The sequence below is a fragment of the Streptomyces sp. NPDC050504 genome (assembly GCF_044458065.1).
Lineage (GTDB): Bacteria > Actinomycetota > Actinomycetes > Streptomycetales > Streptomycetaceae > Streptomyces.
Map to the genome: position 1 here is coordinate 636,272 of NZ_JBITHO010000005.1, position 18,290 is coordinate 654,561.

An 18,290-nucleotide genomic window follows, 5' to 3' on the forward strand; every position below is an offset into this window, starting at 1 on the left:
TACGTATCGTCGGTTGACGGCTCAATGAAAGGGCGCGGCGCAGGGGCGTGCCCACAGCGGGCCCACGGAGGCGGGAGCGGACCATGACGTACACCAACGGCTACGGAACGGGCGGCGGCCACGGCACGGGCGGCGGGCCCCGGCAGCACGGCCTGCGGGCGCTGGCGAGCAGGTACGCCCTGCTGCCGCTGCGCGTCTTCCTCGGCGTGACCTTCGTCTACGCCGGGCTCGACAAGCTCACGGACGACGCGTTCATGTCCGCGAGCGGCGTGGGCTCGATCGGCCAGACGATGCACGACCTCCGTGACTCGTCGGCGATCCCCGCCCTCGTCGACCTGGCGCTCAAGAGCCCGGTGGGCTTCGGCTACGCCATCGCGCTCGGCGAGCTGGCCGTCGGCATCGGCGTCCTGGTCGGGCTGTTCACCAGGGTCGCCGCGCTCGGCGGTGCGCTGATCTCCCTCTCGCTCTGGCTGACCTGGAGCTGGTCGGCCGACCCCTACTACTACGGCAACGACCTCCCCTACCTCATGGGCTGGCTGTCCCTGGCGCTCGCGGGCGCCCCGGTGCTCTCGCTGGACGCCCTGCTCAGGGAGCGGCGGCGCAGCCTGTAGCCGATCCAGGTCGCGAGGGCGGCGAGGCCGAGGCCGCCGCACATCACCGGAACCACCGTGTACCAGGGGGTCTGCCAGGCGTCCGCCGCGTCGCCCGCGAACGCCCCGGCCACGCCCAGCGCGGCGAGGCCGATCATGGCCCTGCCCGGCCTGAACTCATGAACCAGCACGGTCGACCTCCACCTGTCCGACTCCGACGTCCAGCTTCAGCGAGACGGTCCCGCCCCTGGGGCTGCCCTTGGGGGGCTCGATGGTCCGCCGCTCCTCCTGTTGGGGCGCGACGTCGATGTCGCCCGGCGGGTCGTCGGGGAGGCTGATGTCGCCCACGCCCGCGTCGGCCTCGATCTCCACCGTGACCGCCTTGGGCACCACGACCTTGAGCTGTCCGAGCCCCACGTCGACCGAGGTGGTCACCCGCTCGCCCGGGGGGACGACGATCCGGCTCAGGTCCAGCGTCCCGACCCCTGATCCCACCTCGTAGTGCGGCTGGACCGCCGCGGCCGTCGCCGGCGTCCAGGTCGAGCGCTTCCACTCGGTCGTGATCGACTTCGGCAGCGCCGCCGCCAGGGCGAGCAGCCCGGCCGTGAGCACCACCATCAGGATCGTGCCGAAGCCCGTGCGGCCCAGGAACGAGGCGACCACCAGACCTATGCCGAAGACGCCGAGGGCGGCGGCGAGCCCGATCTGGAGGCTCGTGCCCAGCGGCTCGCCCTGCCAGGACAGGGCCGTGCCGAGACCGCCCGCCAGCATCGCGAGCAGGAAGACCAGGCCGCCGATCGAACGCGGCCCCCGGGTCCGCCGGTCGGGCGCGGCGGACCTGCCCGGCCGGTCGGGCATCATCCCGATGCGGGTCGCCGCCGCCTGGTCCGCCAGCGCCGACGGCCCCCAGAGGTAGCCGTCGCCCGACACCGGTCCCGTCGTGCCGTCCTTGACGATCGGGTCCCGCCACCACGAGGGGCTGCCGGGCACCGGCGGAGCCTTGGTCTCCGGCGGCGCGACCTTCACCGCGTGGGCGGCGGCGGAGGCGCGCGGGTCGGCGTCGGCCGCGGTGGCGGCCCTGCGGTTCCTGGACCACACGGCGGAGCCCGCGACCGCGAGGACCACCGTCACCGTGAAGCCGATCGTGCTGCCGTTGTTCATCACCGAGAGGAAGAGGCCGCAGCCGATCAGCGCGAGCAGCACGGCCGTCAGCGACGCGCCGTCGACGCGGCCCGAGAGCAGCCTGCGGCCCTCGTTCTCCTCCTCGCCCTCCAGCGGCAGCAGCAGCCAGGCGAAGCCGTAGAAGATGAGGCCCACGCCGCCGGTCACGGTCAGCACGCCCAGCACGATGCGGAAGATCACCGGGTCGACGTCGAAGAACCGGCCGAGGCCGCCGCAGACGCCACCGAGCACCTTCTGCCGCCTGCTGCGCAGCAGGCGCGGCTGCGGCCCGTCGGGCTTCGGCGCCTCGGGCCTCGGCGCGTACGGATCCGCCGGGGCGGCGCCGTCGTCGGCGCGGCCGGCCGTGCCGACGCTGTCGTGGGTCTCGGTCATGCCTCCATGGTGACCGCCGCCACGGCCCCGCTGCCAGCAGGAGCGACCCTGGCCGGACCCTGATATTGCCCCTGCGGGGTCGCGGCGCGACAGTGCCCCGGTACACCTCAGGGTCTTGTCCGGGACGATCCCTGATTCCCCCGTCCGCCGCCGCGTGTGACCATCGGTGGCATGCCAGTCACGACGCCGTCCGGCGCGCGGAGTTTCGCCGCCGACCACGAAGAGCCTCCCCCGCGCAAGCTGTACCGCAGCGCCGACGGGCGGATGCTCGGCGGTGTCGCGCGCGGCCTCGCCGGGCATCTGGGGCTGCCGGTCGCGTGGGTGCGCTGCGTCTTCGTCGTCCTGTTCCTCTCCGAGGGCCTGGGCTCCCTGCTCTACGCCGTCTTCTGGATCGTCGTGCCGCTGGGCGTCGGCGGGATCGACGGGCCCCGGGGCCTCTTCGAGACCTCGCCCGACGGCAGGAGGCGGCTGCGCAAGCCCGACAAGGGGCAGATCTTCGCGCTGGTCGCGCTGGTGATCAGCGCCGGCATATTCGCGGCGAACGTCGAGCGGTCCGGCAGCGCGGGGCGGTACATCTGGCCGACGCTGCTGATCGGCGCCGGTGTGGTGCTGGTCTGGCGGCAGGTGGACAACGCCCGCAGGGCCCGCTGGATGGAGGTCGGCCGCAGACGCAGGCTGCTCCAGCTGGCCCGCGGCGTCGCCGGGGTCGCCCTGGTCGGCATGGGCCTGACGGTCTTCATGGTGGTGCGCGGCTCGGCGGCCCAGTTGGGGAACGTGCTGACGGCGGCGATCGCGGTGCTCTCCGGCGTCGCGCTGCTGGCCGGCCCCTGGCTGATCCGGATGACGCAGGACCTGTCCGAGGAGCGCCAGATGCGCATCCGCGCCCAGGAGCGCGCGGAGGTCGCGGCCCACGTCCACGACTCGGTGCTGCACGCGCTGACGCTGATCCAGCGCAACGCCGACGACCCCGGCGAGGTCCGCCGCCTGGCCCGCTCCCAGGAGCGCGAGCTGCGGAACTGGCTGTACAACCCGGAGGGCACGGGCAAGGACGAGGACGACGAGCCCGAGACCCTGGCCGAGGCGGTGAAGCGGGCCGCGGCCGAGGTCGAGGACAAGCACGGGGTGCCGCTGGAGGTCGTGGTGGTCGGCGACTGCCCGTTGGACGAGGGGCTGACCGCGCAGATGCAGGCGGCGCGCGAAGCGATGGTCAACGCCGCCAAGTACGGTGGCGAGGGCGGTGCCGTGCAGGTGTACGCCGAAGTGGAGGGCCGGACGGTGTTCGTCTCGGTGCGGGACAGGGGACCCGGTTTCGACCTGGATTCCGTCCCGGACGACCGGATGGGCGTACGAGAATCAATCATCGGCCGGATGCAGCGCAACGGCGGTACGGCCCGGCTGCGCTCGGTGCCCGGCGGGGGCACCGAGGTCGAGCTGGAAATGGAGAGGGCGAGCGAATGACCGAGACCACCGAGCCGCAGGGTTCCCCGGCCGAGGGGCGCCGCGTACGGGTCGTGCTCGTCGACGACCACCGGATGTTCCGCACGGGGGTGCAGGCCGAGATCGGCCGTACGGAGACCACCGGCGTCGAGGTGGTCGGCGAGGCCGCCGACGTCGACCAGGCGGTCACGGTCATCACGGCCACCCGCCCCGAGGTCGTCCTGCTGGACGTGCACCTGCCGGGCGGCGGCGGCGTGGAGGTGCTGCGCAGGTGCGCCCCGCTGATGTCGGCCGCCGAGGACCCGGTGCGCTTCCTGGCGCTGTCGGTCTCGGACGCGGCGGAGGACGTCATCGGGGTGATCAGGGGCGGTGCCCGCGGCTACGTCACCAAGACCATCACCGGCACGGACCTGGTCGACTCGGTCTTCCGGGTGCAGGACGGCGACGCGGTGTTCTCGCCGCGCCTCGCGGGCTTCGTGCTGGACGCGTTCGCCTCGACGGACGCGCCGCCGGTCGACGAGGACCTGGACCGCCTCACGCAGCGCGAGCGCGAGGTGCTGCGGCTGATCGCGCGGGGTTATGCGTACAAGGAAATCGCGAAGCAGCTCTTCATCTCGGTGAAGACCGTGGAGTCGCACGTTTCCGCGGTGCTGCGCAAGCTCCAGCTGTCGAACCGGCACGAGCTGACGCGCTGGGCGACTGCACGCCGATTGGTCTGAACCAGACGTTTTGCCCTGACTGGCCCGATCCGGAGCAACCAGAACACGTTTCCGCGCATCTTGACAGGGCGTGATGAGCTTGACGGGCACGCCCTTCTTCCTGACCACCATCGTCCTGCTCGTGGTGGCGGTGCTGCTGCCGCTGCTCCTGTGGGCCCGGGTGCGCGGCCCATTCGTGGTGCGCGCCGCACAGCGGCTGGTCATGCTGGCCTTCGCCCAGGTGACGGCGATCGCGGTGGTGTTCGTCATGGTGAACAACACGAACAGCCTGTACGGCACGTGGGAGGACCTGCTCGGCACGGGCGACCACGTCAACTCCGCACTGGACCTGGGCCCCGACGGGATGGGCGGGCAGCGACTCGCCGCCCTGCCGAAGGTCGAGCAGAAGTTCAGCGACGTCCACGAGGACGTGATGGGCAAGGGCGTGCGGATGACCGAGCTCAGCGGCCGCATATCGGGGGCGGCGGGCGAGGTGTACGTCTGGCTCCCGCCGCAGTACGACGACCCGGCGTACCGCAACAAGAAGTTCCCGGTCGTGGAGATGTTCCCCGGCTTCCCGGGCTCGCCCAAGGCGTGGTTCGGGACGCTGAAGGTGCAGCGGCAGCTGAAGCCGCTGATGGAGCGCGGCGAGGTGGCGCCCTTCATCCTGGTCGCCCCGCGCACCACGCTCTTCCCCCGCGAGGACCACTCCTGCGCGAACATCCCGGGCAAGGTCAACGCGGACAGCTGGCTCACCGTCGACGTGCGCAAGATGATCACCGACAACTTCCGGGCGATCGAGAAGCCCGAGGGCTGGGCCCTCGCCGGCTACTCGGCGGGCGGCCACTGCGCGGCCAAGCTCGCCCTCCAGCACCCCGACCGCTACAGCGCGGCCGTCTCGCTCTCCGGCTACAACGACCCGGCGGCCGAGCGCTCGTCCCTGATCAAGGACGACCAGGCGCTGCGGGACGCCAACAACCCGCGGCTGATCCTGCGGGCGGCGAACGCCGCGAACAAGCCGCCGCGGGTCTCCCTGTACGTCTCCGGCGCGCGCAACGACGGCTACGAGGCGGGGCTCGCGCTCCAGCGCGAGGCCCAGTCGCCGACGCTGGTGGCGGTGAAGCAGATCGAGGGCGCGCACGACACGGGCCTGTGGAAGCGCCAGGTGCCCGAGGCGTTCCAGTGGCTGACGCAGCAGATGCGGCTGCGGGCCAACCAGGCGGCGCAGGAGGCCGGACCCGGGGCCGCCGACCAGGGCGGCACGGCCCTCCAGGCCCCGCGTTCGCGGAACGCGGGCCCCCGGAGCGGCGAGCCGCGCCGCCCGGCCACGGGCGACAGCTACGCCAAGGGCGCCGAGGACCGCCTCATCGGCTGGTAGTTGATCCACGCGACCAGGTCGCCGCCCAGCTGCTCGCGGGTGGCCACGGCGTCGCGGTGCCCGATCAGCGCGGGCTCGCCCGCCGCCCGCGCGGCCAGCTGCACCTGTGCGCACCGCTCCATGGAGATGAACCACCAGGCCGCCGCGTCCACCGAGCCGCCCACGGTCAGCAGCCCGTGGTTGCGCAGCACGATCGCCTTGTGGGGCCCGAGCGCGGCGGCGATCCCGCGCGCCTCGTCCGCGTCGACCAGCACGCCGGTGTACGCGGTGTAGAGGGCGTGCGCCTCGTAGAACGCGCACGCCTCCTGGGTGATCGGCTCGATGAAGGAGCCCAGCGCGGCCAGCGCCCGGCCGTACGTGGAGTGGGTGTGCGCGACGGCCACCGCGTCGGGCCGCGCCCGGTGGACCTCGGCGTGCACGGTGAAAGCGGCCTGGTTGACGTGCTGCCGCCCTTCGAGCACCTGCCCGTCCCCGTTGACCAGCACCAGCTCGTCGGGGTCGAGCGCGTCGAAGGGCACCCCGAACGGATTGACCCAGTAGCAGTCGTCGAACACCGGGTCGCGCGCGGTGACGTGGCCCGAGACCCCCTCCTCGTAACCGAGCCGTCCGAAGATCCGCAGCGCCCCGGCCAGCCGTTCCTTGCGGTGGGCCCGCTCCTCCTCGGGGGTCGCGTGCACGGGCGGCATGGCGAATTCGAGCCGCTCGACGGGGACGGGTGCGGGCGGCGTGCGCGTCTCGGCTGTCATGGCCGGAAGGTAGCCGCGCGCCCGCGAACTGGCCAGGGACGCCACAGCGGTTACGGCGAAGCCGCCGCCCCCGGAACGGGGACGGCGGCTTCACGGGCGTACGAGAGGTGTCACTCCCACTCGATCGTGCCCGGCGGCTTGCTCGTCACGTCGAGGACGACGCGGTTGACGTCCTTCACCTCGTTGGTGATCCGGGTCGAGATCTTCGCCAGCACCTCGTACGGCATGCGCGTCCAGTCCGCCGTCATGGCGTCCTCGGACGAGACCGGGCGCAGCACGATCGGGTGGCCGTAGGTGCGGCCGTCGCCCTGCACGCCCACCGAGCGGACGTCGGCGAGCAGCACGACCGGGCACTGCCAGATCTCGCGGTCGAGACCGGCCGCCGTCAGCTCCTCGCGGGCGATGGCGTCGGCCTCGCGCAGCAGGTCCAGGCGCTCGCGCGTGACCTCGCCGACGATGCGGATGCCCAGGCCGGGGCCGGGGAACGGCTGGCGCTGGACGATCTCGTCGGGCAGGCCGAGCTCCTGGCCGACCATCCGGACCTCGTCCTTGAACAGCTGGCGCAGCGGCTCGACGAGCTCGAACTCGATGTCGTCGGGGAGCCCGCCGACGTTGTGGTGCGACTTGATGTTGGCGGTGCCGGTGCCGCCGCCGGACTCGACGATGTCCGGGTAGAGGGTGCCCTGCACGAGGAAGGCGACCTCGGGGCCGTCCTCCTGGAGGATCTCCAGCTGCGCCTGCTCGAAGACGCGGATGAACTCCCGGCCGATGATCTTGCGCTTGGTCTCCGGGTCGGAGACCCCGGCCAGGGCGTCCAGGAAGCGCTCGCTGGCGTCGACGACCTTGAGGTTCGCGCCGGTGGCGGCCACGAAGTCCTTCTCGACCTGCTCGGTCTCGCCCTTGCGCATCAGGCCGTGGTCGACGTAGACGCAGGTGAGCTGCGAGCCGATGGCCTTCTGCACGAGGGCGGCGGCCACGGCCGAGTCGACGCCGCCGGACAGGCCGCAGATGGCGCGCTTGTCGCCGACCTGGGCGCGGATCGCGGCGACCTGCTCCTCGATGACGTTGCCCGTGGTCCAGTTGGGCTCGATGCCCGCGCCGCGGTAGAGGAAGTGCTCCAGGACCTGCTGGCCGTGGGTGGAGTGCAGCACCTCGGGGTGGTACTGGACGCCGTACAGCTTCTTCTCGTCGTTCTCGAAGGCGGCGACCGGCACCACGTCGGTGGAGGCGGTGACGGTGAAGCCCTCGGGGGCGGCGGAGCAGGCGTCGCCGTGCGACATCCACACCGACTGCTCGGCCGGGGTGCCCTCGAAGAGGGTGGAGCCGGCCTTGGAGACGGCGAGCGCGGTGCGGCCGTACTCGCGGGCGCCGTTGTCGTCGACGGTGCCGCCCAGGGTCTGGGCCATCAGCTGGAAGCCGTAGCACATGCCGAAGACGGGGACCCCGGCCTCGAAGAGCGCGCGGTCCAGGCGCGGGGCGCCCTCGGCGTAGACCGAGGAGGGCCCGCCGGAGAGGATGATCGCCTTCGGGTTCTTGGCCAGCATCTCGGCCACGGGCATCGTGGACGGGACGATCTCGCTGTAGACCCGGGCCTCGCGGACGCGGCGGGCGATGAGCTGTGCGTACTGTGCGCCGAAGTCGACGACGAGGACCACGTCCGGGGTGGCGCTGTCGGGGGCGGCGAGGGGTGCTGCTGGCACGGGCGGCGGCCTTCCGGCGGTGTCTGGGAAACCTGGGAAAAAGGGGACTGGCTCCTTCGATTCTAGCCGGGGCCGAACATCGTCCTCGTCTCACCATCCGGGCCCGGAGCCCGCGCGGTTTGGTGGCAAGCCCCAAGATGGAGCCATACTGGGGCCCATGCGCAAGTACACGACCTTCTTCTTTATCTATGGCACCCGGTCCGCCGGCTGCCGTGGTCGTGCCGCTTGAGCCACTGACAAGCGACTTCCCCAGGCGCCCCGGGCCGTGACGGCCCGGGGCGTTCTGTGTGTCCGGGCCTTGCCGCCAAGGGGCCACCACCCCATCGACAAGGAGCTCGAAGATGACCGTGACCGAGACGACCCCGACGATCGGCGCGCTCGCCACCCCCGAAAGCACCGGCGCGCGCACCGAGGAGGCCGCGGAGCTGATCGGCGGCGCGCGCAGGCGCGTCGACCTGCTCGACGCACAGATCATCGCCCTCATCCGGGAACGCGCCGCGATCTCGTCGGTGATCCAGGAGGCCCGCACGGCGTCGGGCGGCCGCCGGGTGCACCTGGCGCGCGAGATGGAGGTGCTCGGCCACTACAGCGGTGTGCTGGGCAGGCCAGGCACCGCGCTCGCGATGACGGTCCTGGAGGTGTGCAAGGGCCGCGCCTGAGAGCCTGTGTCCGCACCCGGGGAGGCGCGTCCGTGCCGTCGCGCACCGGCAGCCGCAACTGAGTTCGGTCGCCGTCTCACCCGTACGGCGCGTGACCGGCTCCCCGACGGCTTCGTTGGTCCCGTTGTCCGCGTCAGCCAGCCGCGGCCCACCTCAAGAAGAAACCACGCGTGGCTCCGCCGGGGCTTGTGACGTACCTCAAGTGCGTCGTGGGACCTCGCCCCGGTGCGCGTGACCGGACGGCAGGGGACAGCAGCCCGGTCACCCGAAAAGCGGTCGGCCCCGAGGACGCTCGGGGCCGACCGTCCGGCCCTCCCCACGGGCCTCCCGTCGAACCCCTCCCCCGCCCCCCCCTACCTCCCAGGTTCCTCCCCCGGTCCGCCCCCGTTCCGCCCCGGATACCCGTGCTCCCGCCGGGTCGGCGAAACGGTTGCGCGGGCAACCACGGATCCAGCACGATGCGAGGAGTACGTCCCGGGCCTCGCAGACCCCCGAACCAGCGGCGCTACCCCCCGGCGCCGCTCTTCGGCACCGGCGCTGCCCTGACGCTGGTGCTGACCGCCAAGGGCCCCGCAGGCCGCACGTCGCCGCGGGGCCCTTGTCCTGTCCGCAGGCCCGCACACCCGCCCGCACGCCCACACGCCCACGCCCGCACGCCCGCACGCCCGCACGCCCCGCAGAAGCATGTGACCGGCGTCACATAAATTTCCTGTGAGGAAAAGTGCAACCATCCCCGCTGGTCAGAGGTCTCCCAAGCGAACCAACGGCCACACCCGTATGTCCCCGCACGTCTCCGCACGTCCGTGACGCGGCAAGGCCCTTGAGGCGGTAACACCGCACACACGCCAGAGGGGCGCTGCTCTCGGAGGGGGGTGCAGCGCCCTTCTTGCCCCTCCGCGCCCTCCGCGCCCGGCCGCGCCACTCCGTACGCGCTACCGCTTCGGCGGCACCACCGGCATCCCCAGGAACGGCAGCCGCAGCGCGCCGAACGCGTCCGCCGGGACCGCCGGGGCCTTCGGCTCGACCGGTGCGAGCCGGACGTACGCCTCGCCGGACGCGGGCCGCTCGTCGGGCTCGCCCTTGTTCGGCCAGAACGACATCGCGCGCTCCGCCTGCGCCGTGATCGTCAGCGACGGGTTCACGCCGAGGTTCGCGGAGACGGCAGCGCCGTCCACGACCGAGACGCCCGGGTGGCCGTACATCCGGTGGTACGGGTCGATGACCCCGGTCTCCGCGCTGTCGCCGATCGCGCAGCCGCCCAGGAAGTGCGCGGTGAGCGGGGTGCCCATCAGCTCGCCCACGTTGGACCCCGCGAAGCCGTTGATCTCGGCGGCTATCTCGTTCGCGGCGCGGGTGGCGGCCTCGATCTGGGTGGGGTTGGGCGCGCCGTGCCCCTGCCGGGCCGTGAGCAGGCCCCTGCCGATGCCGCCCGGCTTGCGGTACGTGGTGAGGGAGTTGTCCAGGGACTGCATCACGAGCCCGATGATGGTCTTCTCCGACCAGCGCCGGTTGGAGAGCGAACGGGCGGCGAGCGTCGGGTGCTTGACCACGTTGGCCAGCCAGCCGCGCACCCGGTGGGCCCCGTAGGGCACCTGGAGGATGGACAGCGAGCCCATGGCGTTGGAGCCCTTGCCGTACCGCACCGGCTCGATGTGGGTGTCCTCGTCCGGGTGGATCGACGAGGTGATCGCGACGCCCCTGGTGAAGTCGGGTTTCGCGCCGTGCCGCCTGCGGTAGCGCCGGTCGCTGGTCTGGGAGCCCACCAGCGCCTCGGAGTTGGTGCGGGTCAGCTCGCCGAGCCGGGCGGACAGGCGCGGCAGCCGCCCCTCGTCCTTCATGCGGTGGAGCAGCGACTGGGTGCCGTACGTGCCGGCCGCGACGACCACCCGGCGGGCGCGCAGCACCCGCGGCGCGGCCTTGCGGCGGCGGTGGGTGGGGACGACGGAGACGGCGTACCCGGCGTCGCCCTCGTCGGTGATCGCGGTGACCGTCGTCATGGGGTGGACGACGGCGCCCGCCTTCTCCGCGAGGTACAGGTAGTTCTCGTTGAGGGTGTTCTTGGCGCCGTGGCGGCAGCCCGTCATGCACTCGCCGCACTCGGTGCAGGCCCTGCGCGCCGGGCCCGCGCCGCCGAAGTACGGGTCTTCGACGGGCCCGCCGGGCGCGGCCTTCGCCGTGCCGTCGGCGTCCGCGCCGTCGCCGAAGAAGACCCCGACGGGCGCCAGGTGGAAGCTGTCGCCGACGCCCATCGACCGCGCGGCGGCCTTCAGGTGCACGTCGGAGGGGGTCATGGTCGGGTTGAGGCGCACCCCCAGCATGCGCTTGGCCTGGTCGTAGTAGGGCGCCAGCTCGTCCTGCCAGTCCGTGATGGACGCCCACTGCCGGTCCTTGAAGAACGGCTCGGGCGGTACGTAGAGGGTGTTGGCGTAGTTGAGGGAGCCGCCGCCGACCCCGGCGCCCGCGAGGACCATCACGTTGCCGAGCAGGTGGACGCGCTGGATGCCGTAGAGGCCGAGGGCCGGGGCCCACAGGTAGCTCTTCAGGTCCCAGGAGGTCTTGGGGAGCGTGGCGCGCGTGAAGCGGCGGCCGGCCTCCAGGACCCCGACGCGGTACCCCTTCTCGGTCAGCCGCAGGGCCGAGACCGAGCCGCCGAAGCCCGAGCCGACGACGATGACGTCGTAGTCGTACGCGGAGTCGTCGGCCGAGGAGGCGTCGGGCGCGGGCTGTTTTTGGGCAGGGGGTACCTGGGGCATCGGCTCTCCTCGTTGAAGGACCTGACGGAACGGGCGGTCTCAGCGCAGGCCGAGCGCCTTCATCGCCTTCAGGCTGCGCGTCATGAACTCCGCGTACTTCTCGTCGCTCATCCCGAAGGACGGCGCGAGCGGCAGCAGCCGCTGGTGCGCGATCGTCTGGGCCTCGGTGTACTTGAGGATGCCCTCGGAGCCGTGCCGCCTGCTGAGCCCGGAGTCCTTCATGCCGCCCATGGGGGCGCGGACGCTGGCGTACGCGGGGCCGTACCCCTCGTTGATGTTGACCGTGCCGGTCCGCAGCCGGGCCGCGACCTCGTGGCCGCGCTTCGCGTCCTTGGTCCAGACGCTGGAGTTGAGGCCGTAGTCCGTGGCGTTGGCCTCCTCGATCACCGCGTCCTCGTCCCGGAAGCGGTAGACCGAGACGACGGGCCCGAAGGTCTCCTCACAGCTCACCGCCATCGGCTCCACGACGCCCTCCAGGATGGTGGGCTCGAAGAAGTAGGGGCCGATGTCGGTCCGCGGCACCCCGCCCGCGAGCACCGTCGCGCCCTTGGCGACGGCCTCGTCGACGTGCCGGGCGACCGTCTCCAGCTGGCGCGGGCCGACGAGCGAGCCCATGTCGGCGCCGTACGCGAGGGAGTTGCCGAGCCGCATCGCCCTGGTGCGCGCGGCGAAGCGGTCGAGGAAGTCGTCGGCGATCGACTCGTGGACGTACAGCCGCTCGATGGAGATGCAGAGCTGGCCCGCGGAGGCGAAGCAGGCGCGGACGGCGCCCGCCGCGGCCTTCTCGACGTCGGCGTCCTTCAGCACCAGCATGGCGTTCTTGCCGCCGAGTTCGAGGGAGACGCCGACCAGCCGCTCGCCCGCGCCCCGGGCGATCTCGCGGCCCGTGCGGGTGGAGCCGGTGAAGGAGACGTAGTCGGCGTGCCGCACGACCTCGGGGCCGACGACCGGGCCCTCGCCGAGCACGACCTGGAAGACCTCGGCCGGGAGGCCCGCCTCGATCAGCAGGTCGCGGCCCCACAGGGCGCTGAGCGCGGTCTCCGTGTCGGGCTTCATCACCAGCGCGTTGCCCGCCACGAGCGCGGGCAGGCAGTCGCCCACCGACAGCTCGAAGGGGTAGTTCCAGGGCGAGATCTGACCGACGACGCCGCGCGGCTGGCGCAGCTCGGTGACCTTCGTGAGGGTCGGTACGGCGCCCTGGTGGCGCTTGGGGCGCAGGTACCAGGCGCCCTTGCGGCCGTAGTGCCGGGCGGCCATGGCGACGGCCTGGACCTCCTCGTGGGCGTGCAGCCTGGCCTTGCCGGTCTCCAGCTGGATCAGGTCGAGTATCTCGGTCTGGCGCTGGAAGACCAGGTCGTGGAAGCGCAGCAGGACGGCGGCGCGCCGCTTGGCGGGGGTCGCGGCCCAGGCTCCCTGGGCGGCGCGGGCGCGCCGGAACGCCTCCGCGACGTCGTCGGGGGTGGACTCGGGCAGGTCGGCCAGCTTCTCACCGGTCAGCGGCGTGTGGTTGGCGGTGCGCCCCGAGCCGACCACGCCCCGGGTCAGGTGGGCGAGCACCTCCGGCGTGACGACGTCGGCGGCGGTCCGCGCGCCGCCGGGGGCGGGTGCCACGGGGTTGGTGCCGGGCGTGCTGGTGGTGACCTGCGTGTCCGTCATGGGGGTGAGGGTATTGGGCATTCCGCGCTTTGGGTACCCGCCGGTAATCCCTTTTCAGCGCCCCCTCGCCACCGCGCCAGTGATCGCTGGCACATAAGCCCTGATCAGGGGCTTCTTCATGGAACCTGGACCCGATCGAGCCCGGGTCCGAGAATTTCTCGATCCTTTCGAACAGCCGTGCGCCGCGCGGGTCGGCCGTCCGCGGCGGAGCGGGTCAGCCGTCCGCGGCAAAGGTCGTGCGGACCGCGTCGAAGTGGCGTCTCAACGCGCCGGGATCGCCGACCGGGCCCGAGACCCAGACGTCGTACATCAGCCCGTTCTCGTCCCAGCACAGGTCGAGCGTGCGCCGCGCACCGCCCGCCCCGCCTGCCCCGCCCGCACCGCCCGCACCGCCCGTGCTGTCGAACCCGTTCCAGGTGAACTCCCAGAGGGCGGCCTCGAACCCGTGGTGGAGGGCGGGCGAGACCTTGCCCGCGCGGTAGCCGGGATTGGTGTCGGGCCCGTTCGCGTCCGCGACGCGCATCGCGCCGAGCGGCCCCGACGAGACCGGGTTCCGCACGCGCACCCCGATCCGGAACTCCTTGTCGGGCGACACGTAGACGACGCGGCGGTCGTCCGTGGAGCGCTCGAAGCCCTCGGGGACGGCCAGCCGGAAGCCCCCCGGGTCCTCGACGGTCCGGTACCCGGCGGGGGCCGCGGGAGAGGACGCCCCGCCGCCCGGGGCGGCCGGGTCGGATGCCGTACGGGAGGGTACCGGCGTCGTCGGGGAGCCGGTCGTCACCGGCGCCGACGCCGTGGGCGAGCGGCCGCCGCCGCCCCCGTCGCCGTGCCCGTCGAGCACGAGCAGCGCCGTCACCGCCCCGGCCGCCGCCATCACCACCACCAGCGCCCCCGCGATCAGCACCTTGCGCGCCACGGGCCGCCGGACCGCGCCCGGCGCCGTCACCGTGCCCGACTCCAGGTAGGCCCGCAGCATCCGCTCCGCGTCCGCCGCCCCGAGCCTGCGCTCCGGGTCGCGCTCCAGCAGCCCCCGTACGACCGGCGCCAGCGGACCCGCCGACGCGGGCGGGCGGATGTCCGCGTTGACCACCGCATGAACGATTCCGCCGAGCGAGTCCCTGCGGAACGGCGAGACGCCCGCGAGCGCCGTCCAGAACAATGCCCCCAGCGACCACAGGTCGGACGCGGGCCCGGCGTCCGCGCCCGCCATCCGCTCGGGCGCGGTGTACTCGGGCGAGCCGACGAAGCTGCCCACCTCGGTGATCGTCGTCGAGTCCGCCACCTGCGCGGTCCCGAAGTCGGTGAGCACCACCCGGCCCGTACCCGCCTCCAGCAGGACGTTCGCGGGCTTCAGGTCGCGGTGCAGCACGCCGAGACGGTGCGCCGCGCGCAGCGCCCCGAGCAGCGCGAGCACGATCCCGGCGGTCTCGGCGGGGTCCAGCGGCCCCCGGTCGGCGATGCGGTCGGCCAGCGAGATGCCCTCGATCAGCTCCATCACTATGTACGGGACCTCGTCCACCACTACCACGTCGTGCACGACGATCACGTGCGGGTGCCTGATCTGCGCGACGGCCCGCGCCTCGCGGAGCAGGACCGGCTCCTGGGCGCCCTCGTCGATGTGGAGCTCCTTGACCGCGACCCGCCTGCCGAGCAGTTCGTCGTACGCCTCCCAGACCGTGCCCATTCCGCCCCGGCCGAGCCTCGGCCCGATCCGGTAGCGGCCCGCGATGAGTCGACTCTGCTCAGGCACCGCGTTCCCTCCGCTCCCCTTGAGGTCATCATGCCCCACGGGGGCAAGGGGAGGGCACGATGAGGCCATGGTTGAAAGTGGTGCCAACAGCCCTGCCCCAGAGGGCCGTTGGCGCACGTCACGGCACTTCGGCCGAACCGGGCACGGGGGTCGCTGGGCCCGGCACGCGGGTCAGCGGGCGGGCCGGTAGGAGGCCATCGCCTGCTGGTAGATCTCGGTCACCCGGTCGCGCTCGCTCTCCGGGCCGATCACCTGCACGATGTGGTACTTCCCGCCGATGATCGTGGCGGCGTTGCGCACGAACACGTCGCGGCCGTCCGCGTCGCGCCAGGTGAACTGCCCCTCGGCCATGCTCCGCCCGTTGGACGTCGTGGTGCGCAGTCCGTTCACGGTGGTCCAGGACGACTCGCGGAACGGCTGGAGCTCGGGCTCCTTGCTGCGCTGGTACACCATCGGGTCCGAGCCGTTGGCCTGGACCGTGTCCCTGCCGGGGACCACGAGCAGCGTGAACCCGCCGCCCGTGTACCTGACCTGCCGGTCGACGGTGCCGGGCCCGCGCCGGAACGTCTTGTCGACGCCGACCTCGAACCCGGCCTCGTCCTTGCGCAGCACGTAACCGGCGGCGAGGTTCGGCGCGTCGCCGGTGCGCGGCGCGGACGGCTTCGGCTCGGGCTTCGGCGTGGGGGCGGTGCTCCGCTGCGGGCCCGGCGTCGCGTCGGAGCCCGGAGTCGCGTCGGGGCCCGGCTGCGAAGGGCCCGTGCTCGGGGCGGGCCGCTGCCCCGGCCCGTCCTTCGCCGTGCCGTCGCCCGTCTCCGGCATGAAGAGCATCGCGTACGCGAAGGCCGCGCCGAGGCCCAGCAGGATCGCCACCAGCAGCAGCCGGCCCAGCGACTTGGGGCCCTTGCTCCGCGCGCCGATCCTCGGCTCCCTGGTCGTGCCGGTGCGGGGCGCGCGCGGCTCCCGCTCCGGCCGCTCCCTGCGGCGCTCCTTCTTCTGCCGGTGCCTGCCGTGCCCGCCCTGCCCCGGACGGCGCTTGCGGACCAGCTCGCCCCTGCGGCGCACGATCGGCAGCCGCGCGGCGGTGCTCTCGTCGACCGGCTCGTCCGGCGACGGCACGGACACGACCGAAACTCCCGCGTCCGGCTCGGGCGCCGAGCGCACGAGCGAGCGCAGCCAGCCGCGCAGCTCCTCGAAGTCCGGCCGCTCGTCGGGGTCCTGGCGCAGCAGGGACTCCACGACGGGGCGCAGCGGGCCGCACTCCTCGGCGTACGCCGGCGGTTCGGCGCACACCATCTGGACCAGTTCGGCGGCGTTCTCCTCGGGGTAGGGCGCATGGCCCTGTACGGCCCTGAAGAGCAGCGCGCCGAGCGCCCAGAGGTCCGTGGCGGGGCCGATGGGCGGGGCGAGCCGCCAGTTCTCGTGCACGGGGCCCGCCTGCTCGGGCGCCCAGCGCTCGGTGACCGCGCCGACCACGGCGATCCTGGTCTGCCGGGCGCGCTCGGCCGCGAGCCGGGTGGCGGGGCCGCGGTAGCGGGGGGCTTCGCCCGCGACGACCTCGTCCCAGCCCCCGGCGGCCCGGGTGGCGGGCACCGGGACCGGCTCGGGGGAGGGGGCGGGGAGGGGGACGGGAGCGGGGACCGGGAGGGCGGCGGAGGTTCCGCGCCCGTACGGCTGGTGCCGCCCCTGGTCCCGGTCCCGCCCCTGCTCCTGGTCCTGCTCCTGCCGGTACTGCTCCTGCTGCCGCTGCTGGTCGCGCTGCTGGCGCACGTACTCGGCGCGCTGAGCGTGCTGGGCGTACTGCTCGCGCTGCTGTTCGTTGCGCTGGCGCTGGGCCTCCGCGCGCAGTCCGTCCTCTGCGCTCGCGCGCGGGACCGCGCCGTGCCAGGGGTTGTCGCCGCCGCCCGAGGGGACGGGGCGCGCGCGCTCGGGCTCGTCCTGCCAGGTCCCGGCGAGCTGGACCCAGCCGCCGCTCGTGGCCTCGTCGTCGTCCTCCGCGTCGGTCTCGACGCTCTCGTCGAACCCGAAGGGCGCCGGGCCCGGGGCACGGCCGGGCGTCCACTCCGCGTCGGCCCCCTCGCCGAACGGCGAGCCGGGGCGCGGAAATCCGCCGCCCGCGCCGCCCCGGGCCGCGGCGCGGGCACCGGCCCGGTAGGCGGCTATGGCACCGGCACGCGCGGCCCGTGCGTCGTCGCCGGGCGGTGCGGGCGGTTCCGCGGGTCCGGAGGGGCCGGTTCCGGCGGGCTCGCCATACGCGCCGTCCTCAGCGGCCTCGCCGTACGCACCGTCCTCAGCCGCCTCGCCGTACGCGTCGTACTCGCCCTCGGCGGTCCCGTCGTACGCGTCGTACTCGCCGTCGGCCGTCTCGTCGTGCTCCTCGGCCCCGTAGCTCTCGTCACCGTGCCCGGCGGCACCGGATCCGCCTCCGCCCCCGTACGTCCCCGGCGGCAGCGCCCCCGCCGGGCCGCCCGCCCGCAGGCCGCGTACGGGCACTCCGTGGGTCGGCACGTCCAGTACGTCGGGCGCCCCGCTCTCCCCGGGCCCCACGGCCACGTCCAGCACGTCCGGAGCGTCCGACGCGCCCACCGCGTCCAGCACCTCCGTCTCGTCGTCCGCCCCGGGCCCGCCGAACGAGCCCACCACCCCGGGCTCACCCGGCGGTTCGACGGCGGGCACCGGCACGTACCCGCACAGCGCCTCCTCCGCCGCGCCCGCCGCGAGCCCCGTGAGGACCACGCGTCCGTCGTCGCAGACCAGCACCGTGCGCGCGGTGATGTTCCGGTGGGTCCAGCCGTGCGCGTGCAGCACGCGCAGCGCGGTGAGCACGTCGGAGGCGATCTCGGCGGCCCGGTACGGGTTGAGCGGCCGCTCGGCGAGCAGCGCCGCCAGCGGCCTGGCCGCGACCAGTTCACTCACTATCCACAGCGAGCCGTGCTCGGCGAAGACGTCGAAGACCTGGTCGAGCCGGTCGTGGTCGGGGATCTGCGCCGCCGCCTGGGCCGCCTCGATGGCCCGCCGTACGGCCGGGTCCGTGGCGCGCCGCATCGCGCGTCCCTGCGCGCGCCTGGGCACGGGGCCGGACGCGCCGTCCGCGTCCAACACCTCCGCGTCGACGACCTCGGGCAGCGGCACCTGGCGCACCAGCACCTCGTGCCCGCTGTAGGTGTCGAAGGCCCGCGTCTCGACCAGTTCGAACTCGTCCGACGGCGGCAACGGCAGGCGGTAGCGGTCGGCGAGCACCCTTCCCGCGTAGTCGTCCACGTCGTCGCCTCCCCACGAGCGCGCTGTCCCCCGGTCCCGGTGACCGAGTGGTCCCGGCGACCGAGCAAATCCCTCAATTCCGGTCGTTTACCGGCTGATTGCGGCTGCGTA

13 protein-coding genes are annotated in these 18,290 nt (G+C 73.4%); 5 read left to right on the forward strand and 8 right to left on the reverse strand.

Annotated elements, in window-relative coordinates:
- The first annotated feature begins 83 nt into the window (after nucleotides 1–83).
- Complete coding sequence (locus tag ACIBNE_RS21835; protein ID WP_399273933.1) at nucleotides 84–611, forward strand: DoxX family protein; 528 nt, start codon at nucleotides 84–86, stop codon at nucleotides 609–611.
- On the opposite strand, the gene ACIBNE_RS21840 is transcribed toward ACIBNE_RS21835, so the two are convergent.
- Both ACIBNE_RS21840 and ACIBNE_RS21845 read right to left on the reverse strand, forming a co-directional pair.
- Nucleotides 521–781 (reverse strand): hypothetical protein, encoded by a 261-nt coding sequence (locus ACIBNE_RS21840; RefSeq protein ID WP_399273935.1) that lies wholly within the window; start codon nucleotides 779–781, stop codon nucleotides 521–523. The genes ACIBNE_RS21835 and ACIBNE_RS21840 overlap by 91 nt on opposite strands.
- Nucleotides 768–2,144, reverse strand: a complete 1,377-nt coding sequence (locus tag ACIBNE_RS21845; RefSeq protein WP_399273936.1) for a PspC domain-containing protein — start codon at nucleotides 2,142–2,144, stop codon at nucleotides 768–770. The genes ACIBNE_RS21840 and ACIBNE_RS21845 overlap by 14 nt, the downstream gene beginning before the upstream one ends.
- Before the next feature lie 171 nt (nucleotides 2,145–2,315).
- Between ACIBNE_RS21845 and ACIBNE_RS21850 the strand changes: the two genes are divergently transcribed.
- The 3 genes from ACIBNE_RS21850 to ACIBNE_RS21860 all read left to right on the forward strand — a co-directional run bounded on the left by ACIBNE_RS21850 (nucleotide 2,316) and on the right by ACIBNE_RS21860 (nucleotide 5,657).
- Nucleotides 2,316–3,602, forward strand: coding sequence for a PspC domain-containing protein (locus ACIBNE_RS21850; RefSeq protein WP_399273937.1), 1,287 nt, complete (start codon nucleotides 2,316–2,318; stop codon nucleotides 3,600–3,602).
- Complete coding sequence (locus tag ACIBNE_RS21855; protein ID WP_399273938.1) at nucleotides 3,599–4,300, forward strand: LuxR C-terminal-related transcriptional regulator; 702 nt, start codon at nucleotides 3,599–3,601, stop codon at nucleotides 4,298–4,300. Before ACIBNE_RS21850 ends, ACIBNE_RS21855 begins: the two co-directional genes overlap by 4 nt.
- Before the next feature lie 73 nt (nucleotides 4,301–4,373).
- Nucleotides 4,374–5,657, forward strand: coding sequence for an alpha/beta hydrolase (locus ACIBNE_RS21860; RefSeq protein ID WP_399273939.1), 1,284 nt, complete (start codon nucleotides 4,374–4,376; stop codon nucleotides 5,655–5,657).
- Here the strand turns inward: ACIBNE_RS21860 and ACIBNE_RS21865 are convergent.
- The gene (locus tag ACIBNE_RS21865) at nucleotides 5,618–6,403 is read right to left on the reverse strand and encodes a class II aldolase/adducin family protein (protein ID WP_399273940.1); all 786 of its coding nucleotides are present in this window, start codon (nucleotides 6,401–6,403) and stop codon (nucleotides 5,618–5,620) included. The two genes, ACIBNE_RS21860 and ACIBNE_RS21865, sit on opposite strands and share 40 nt — an antisense overlap.
- Nucleotides 6,404–6,513: 110 nt before the next feature.
- On the reverse strand, nucleotides 6,514–8,103 hold the full coding sequence (gene guaA, locus ACIBNE_RS21870; RefSeq protein WP_399273941.1) for a glutamine-hydrolyzing GMP synthase: 1,590 nt from the start codon (nucleotides 8,101–8,103) through the stop codon (nucleotides 6,514–6,516).
- A gap of 341 nt (nucleotides 8,104–8,444) precedes the next feature.
- On the opposite strand from guaA, the gene ACIBNE_RS21875 reads away from it, so the two are divergent.
- On the forward strand, nucleotides 8,445–8,762 hold the full coding sequence (locus ACIBNE_RS21875; RefSeq protein WP_399273942.1) for a chorismate mutase: 318 nt from the start codon (nucleotides 8,445–8,447) through the stop codon (nucleotides 8,760–8,762).
- A gap of 932 nt (nucleotides 8,763–9,694) precedes the next feature.
- On the opposite strand, the gene ACIBNE_RS21880 is transcribed toward ACIBNE_RS21875, so the two are convergent.
- The 4 genes from ACIBNE_RS21880 to ACIBNE_RS21895 form a co-directional block, all read right to left on the reverse strand.
- On the reverse strand, nucleotides 9,695–11,515 hold the full coding sequence (locus ACIBNE_RS21880) for a GMC family oxidoreductase N-terminal domain-containing protein (RefSeq protein WP_399273944.1): 1,821 nt from the start codon (nucleotides 11,513–11,515) through the stop codon (nucleotides 9,695–9,697).
- Between the two features lie 39 nt (nucleotides 11,516–11,554).
- Nucleotides 11,555–13,171: a succinic semialdehyde dehydrogenase gene (locus ACIBNE_RS21885; protein WP_399273946.1), complete on the reverse strand. Its 1,617-nt coding sequence runs from the start codon at nucleotides 13,169–13,171 to the stop codon at nucleotides 11,555–11,557.
- A 214-nt stretch (nucleotides 13,172–13,385) separates the two neighbouring features.
- Nucleotides 13,386–14,990 carry a serine/threonine-protein kinase gene (locus tag ACIBNE_RS21890; protein ID WP_399273948.1) on the reverse strand — a complete coding sequence of 535 codons (1,605 nt, stop codon included), beginning with the start codon at nucleotides 14,988–14,990 and terminating at the stop codon, nucleotides 13,386–13,388.
- Between the two features lie 102 nt (nucleotides 14,991–15,092).
- Nucleotides 15,093–18,179: a protein kinase gene (locus ACIBNE_RS21895; protein WP_399273950.1), complete on the reverse strand. Its 3,087-nt coding sequence runs from the start codon at nucleotides 18,177–18,179 to the stop codon at nucleotides 15,093–15,095.
- Nucleotides 18,180–18,290: the final 111 nt, after the last annotated feature.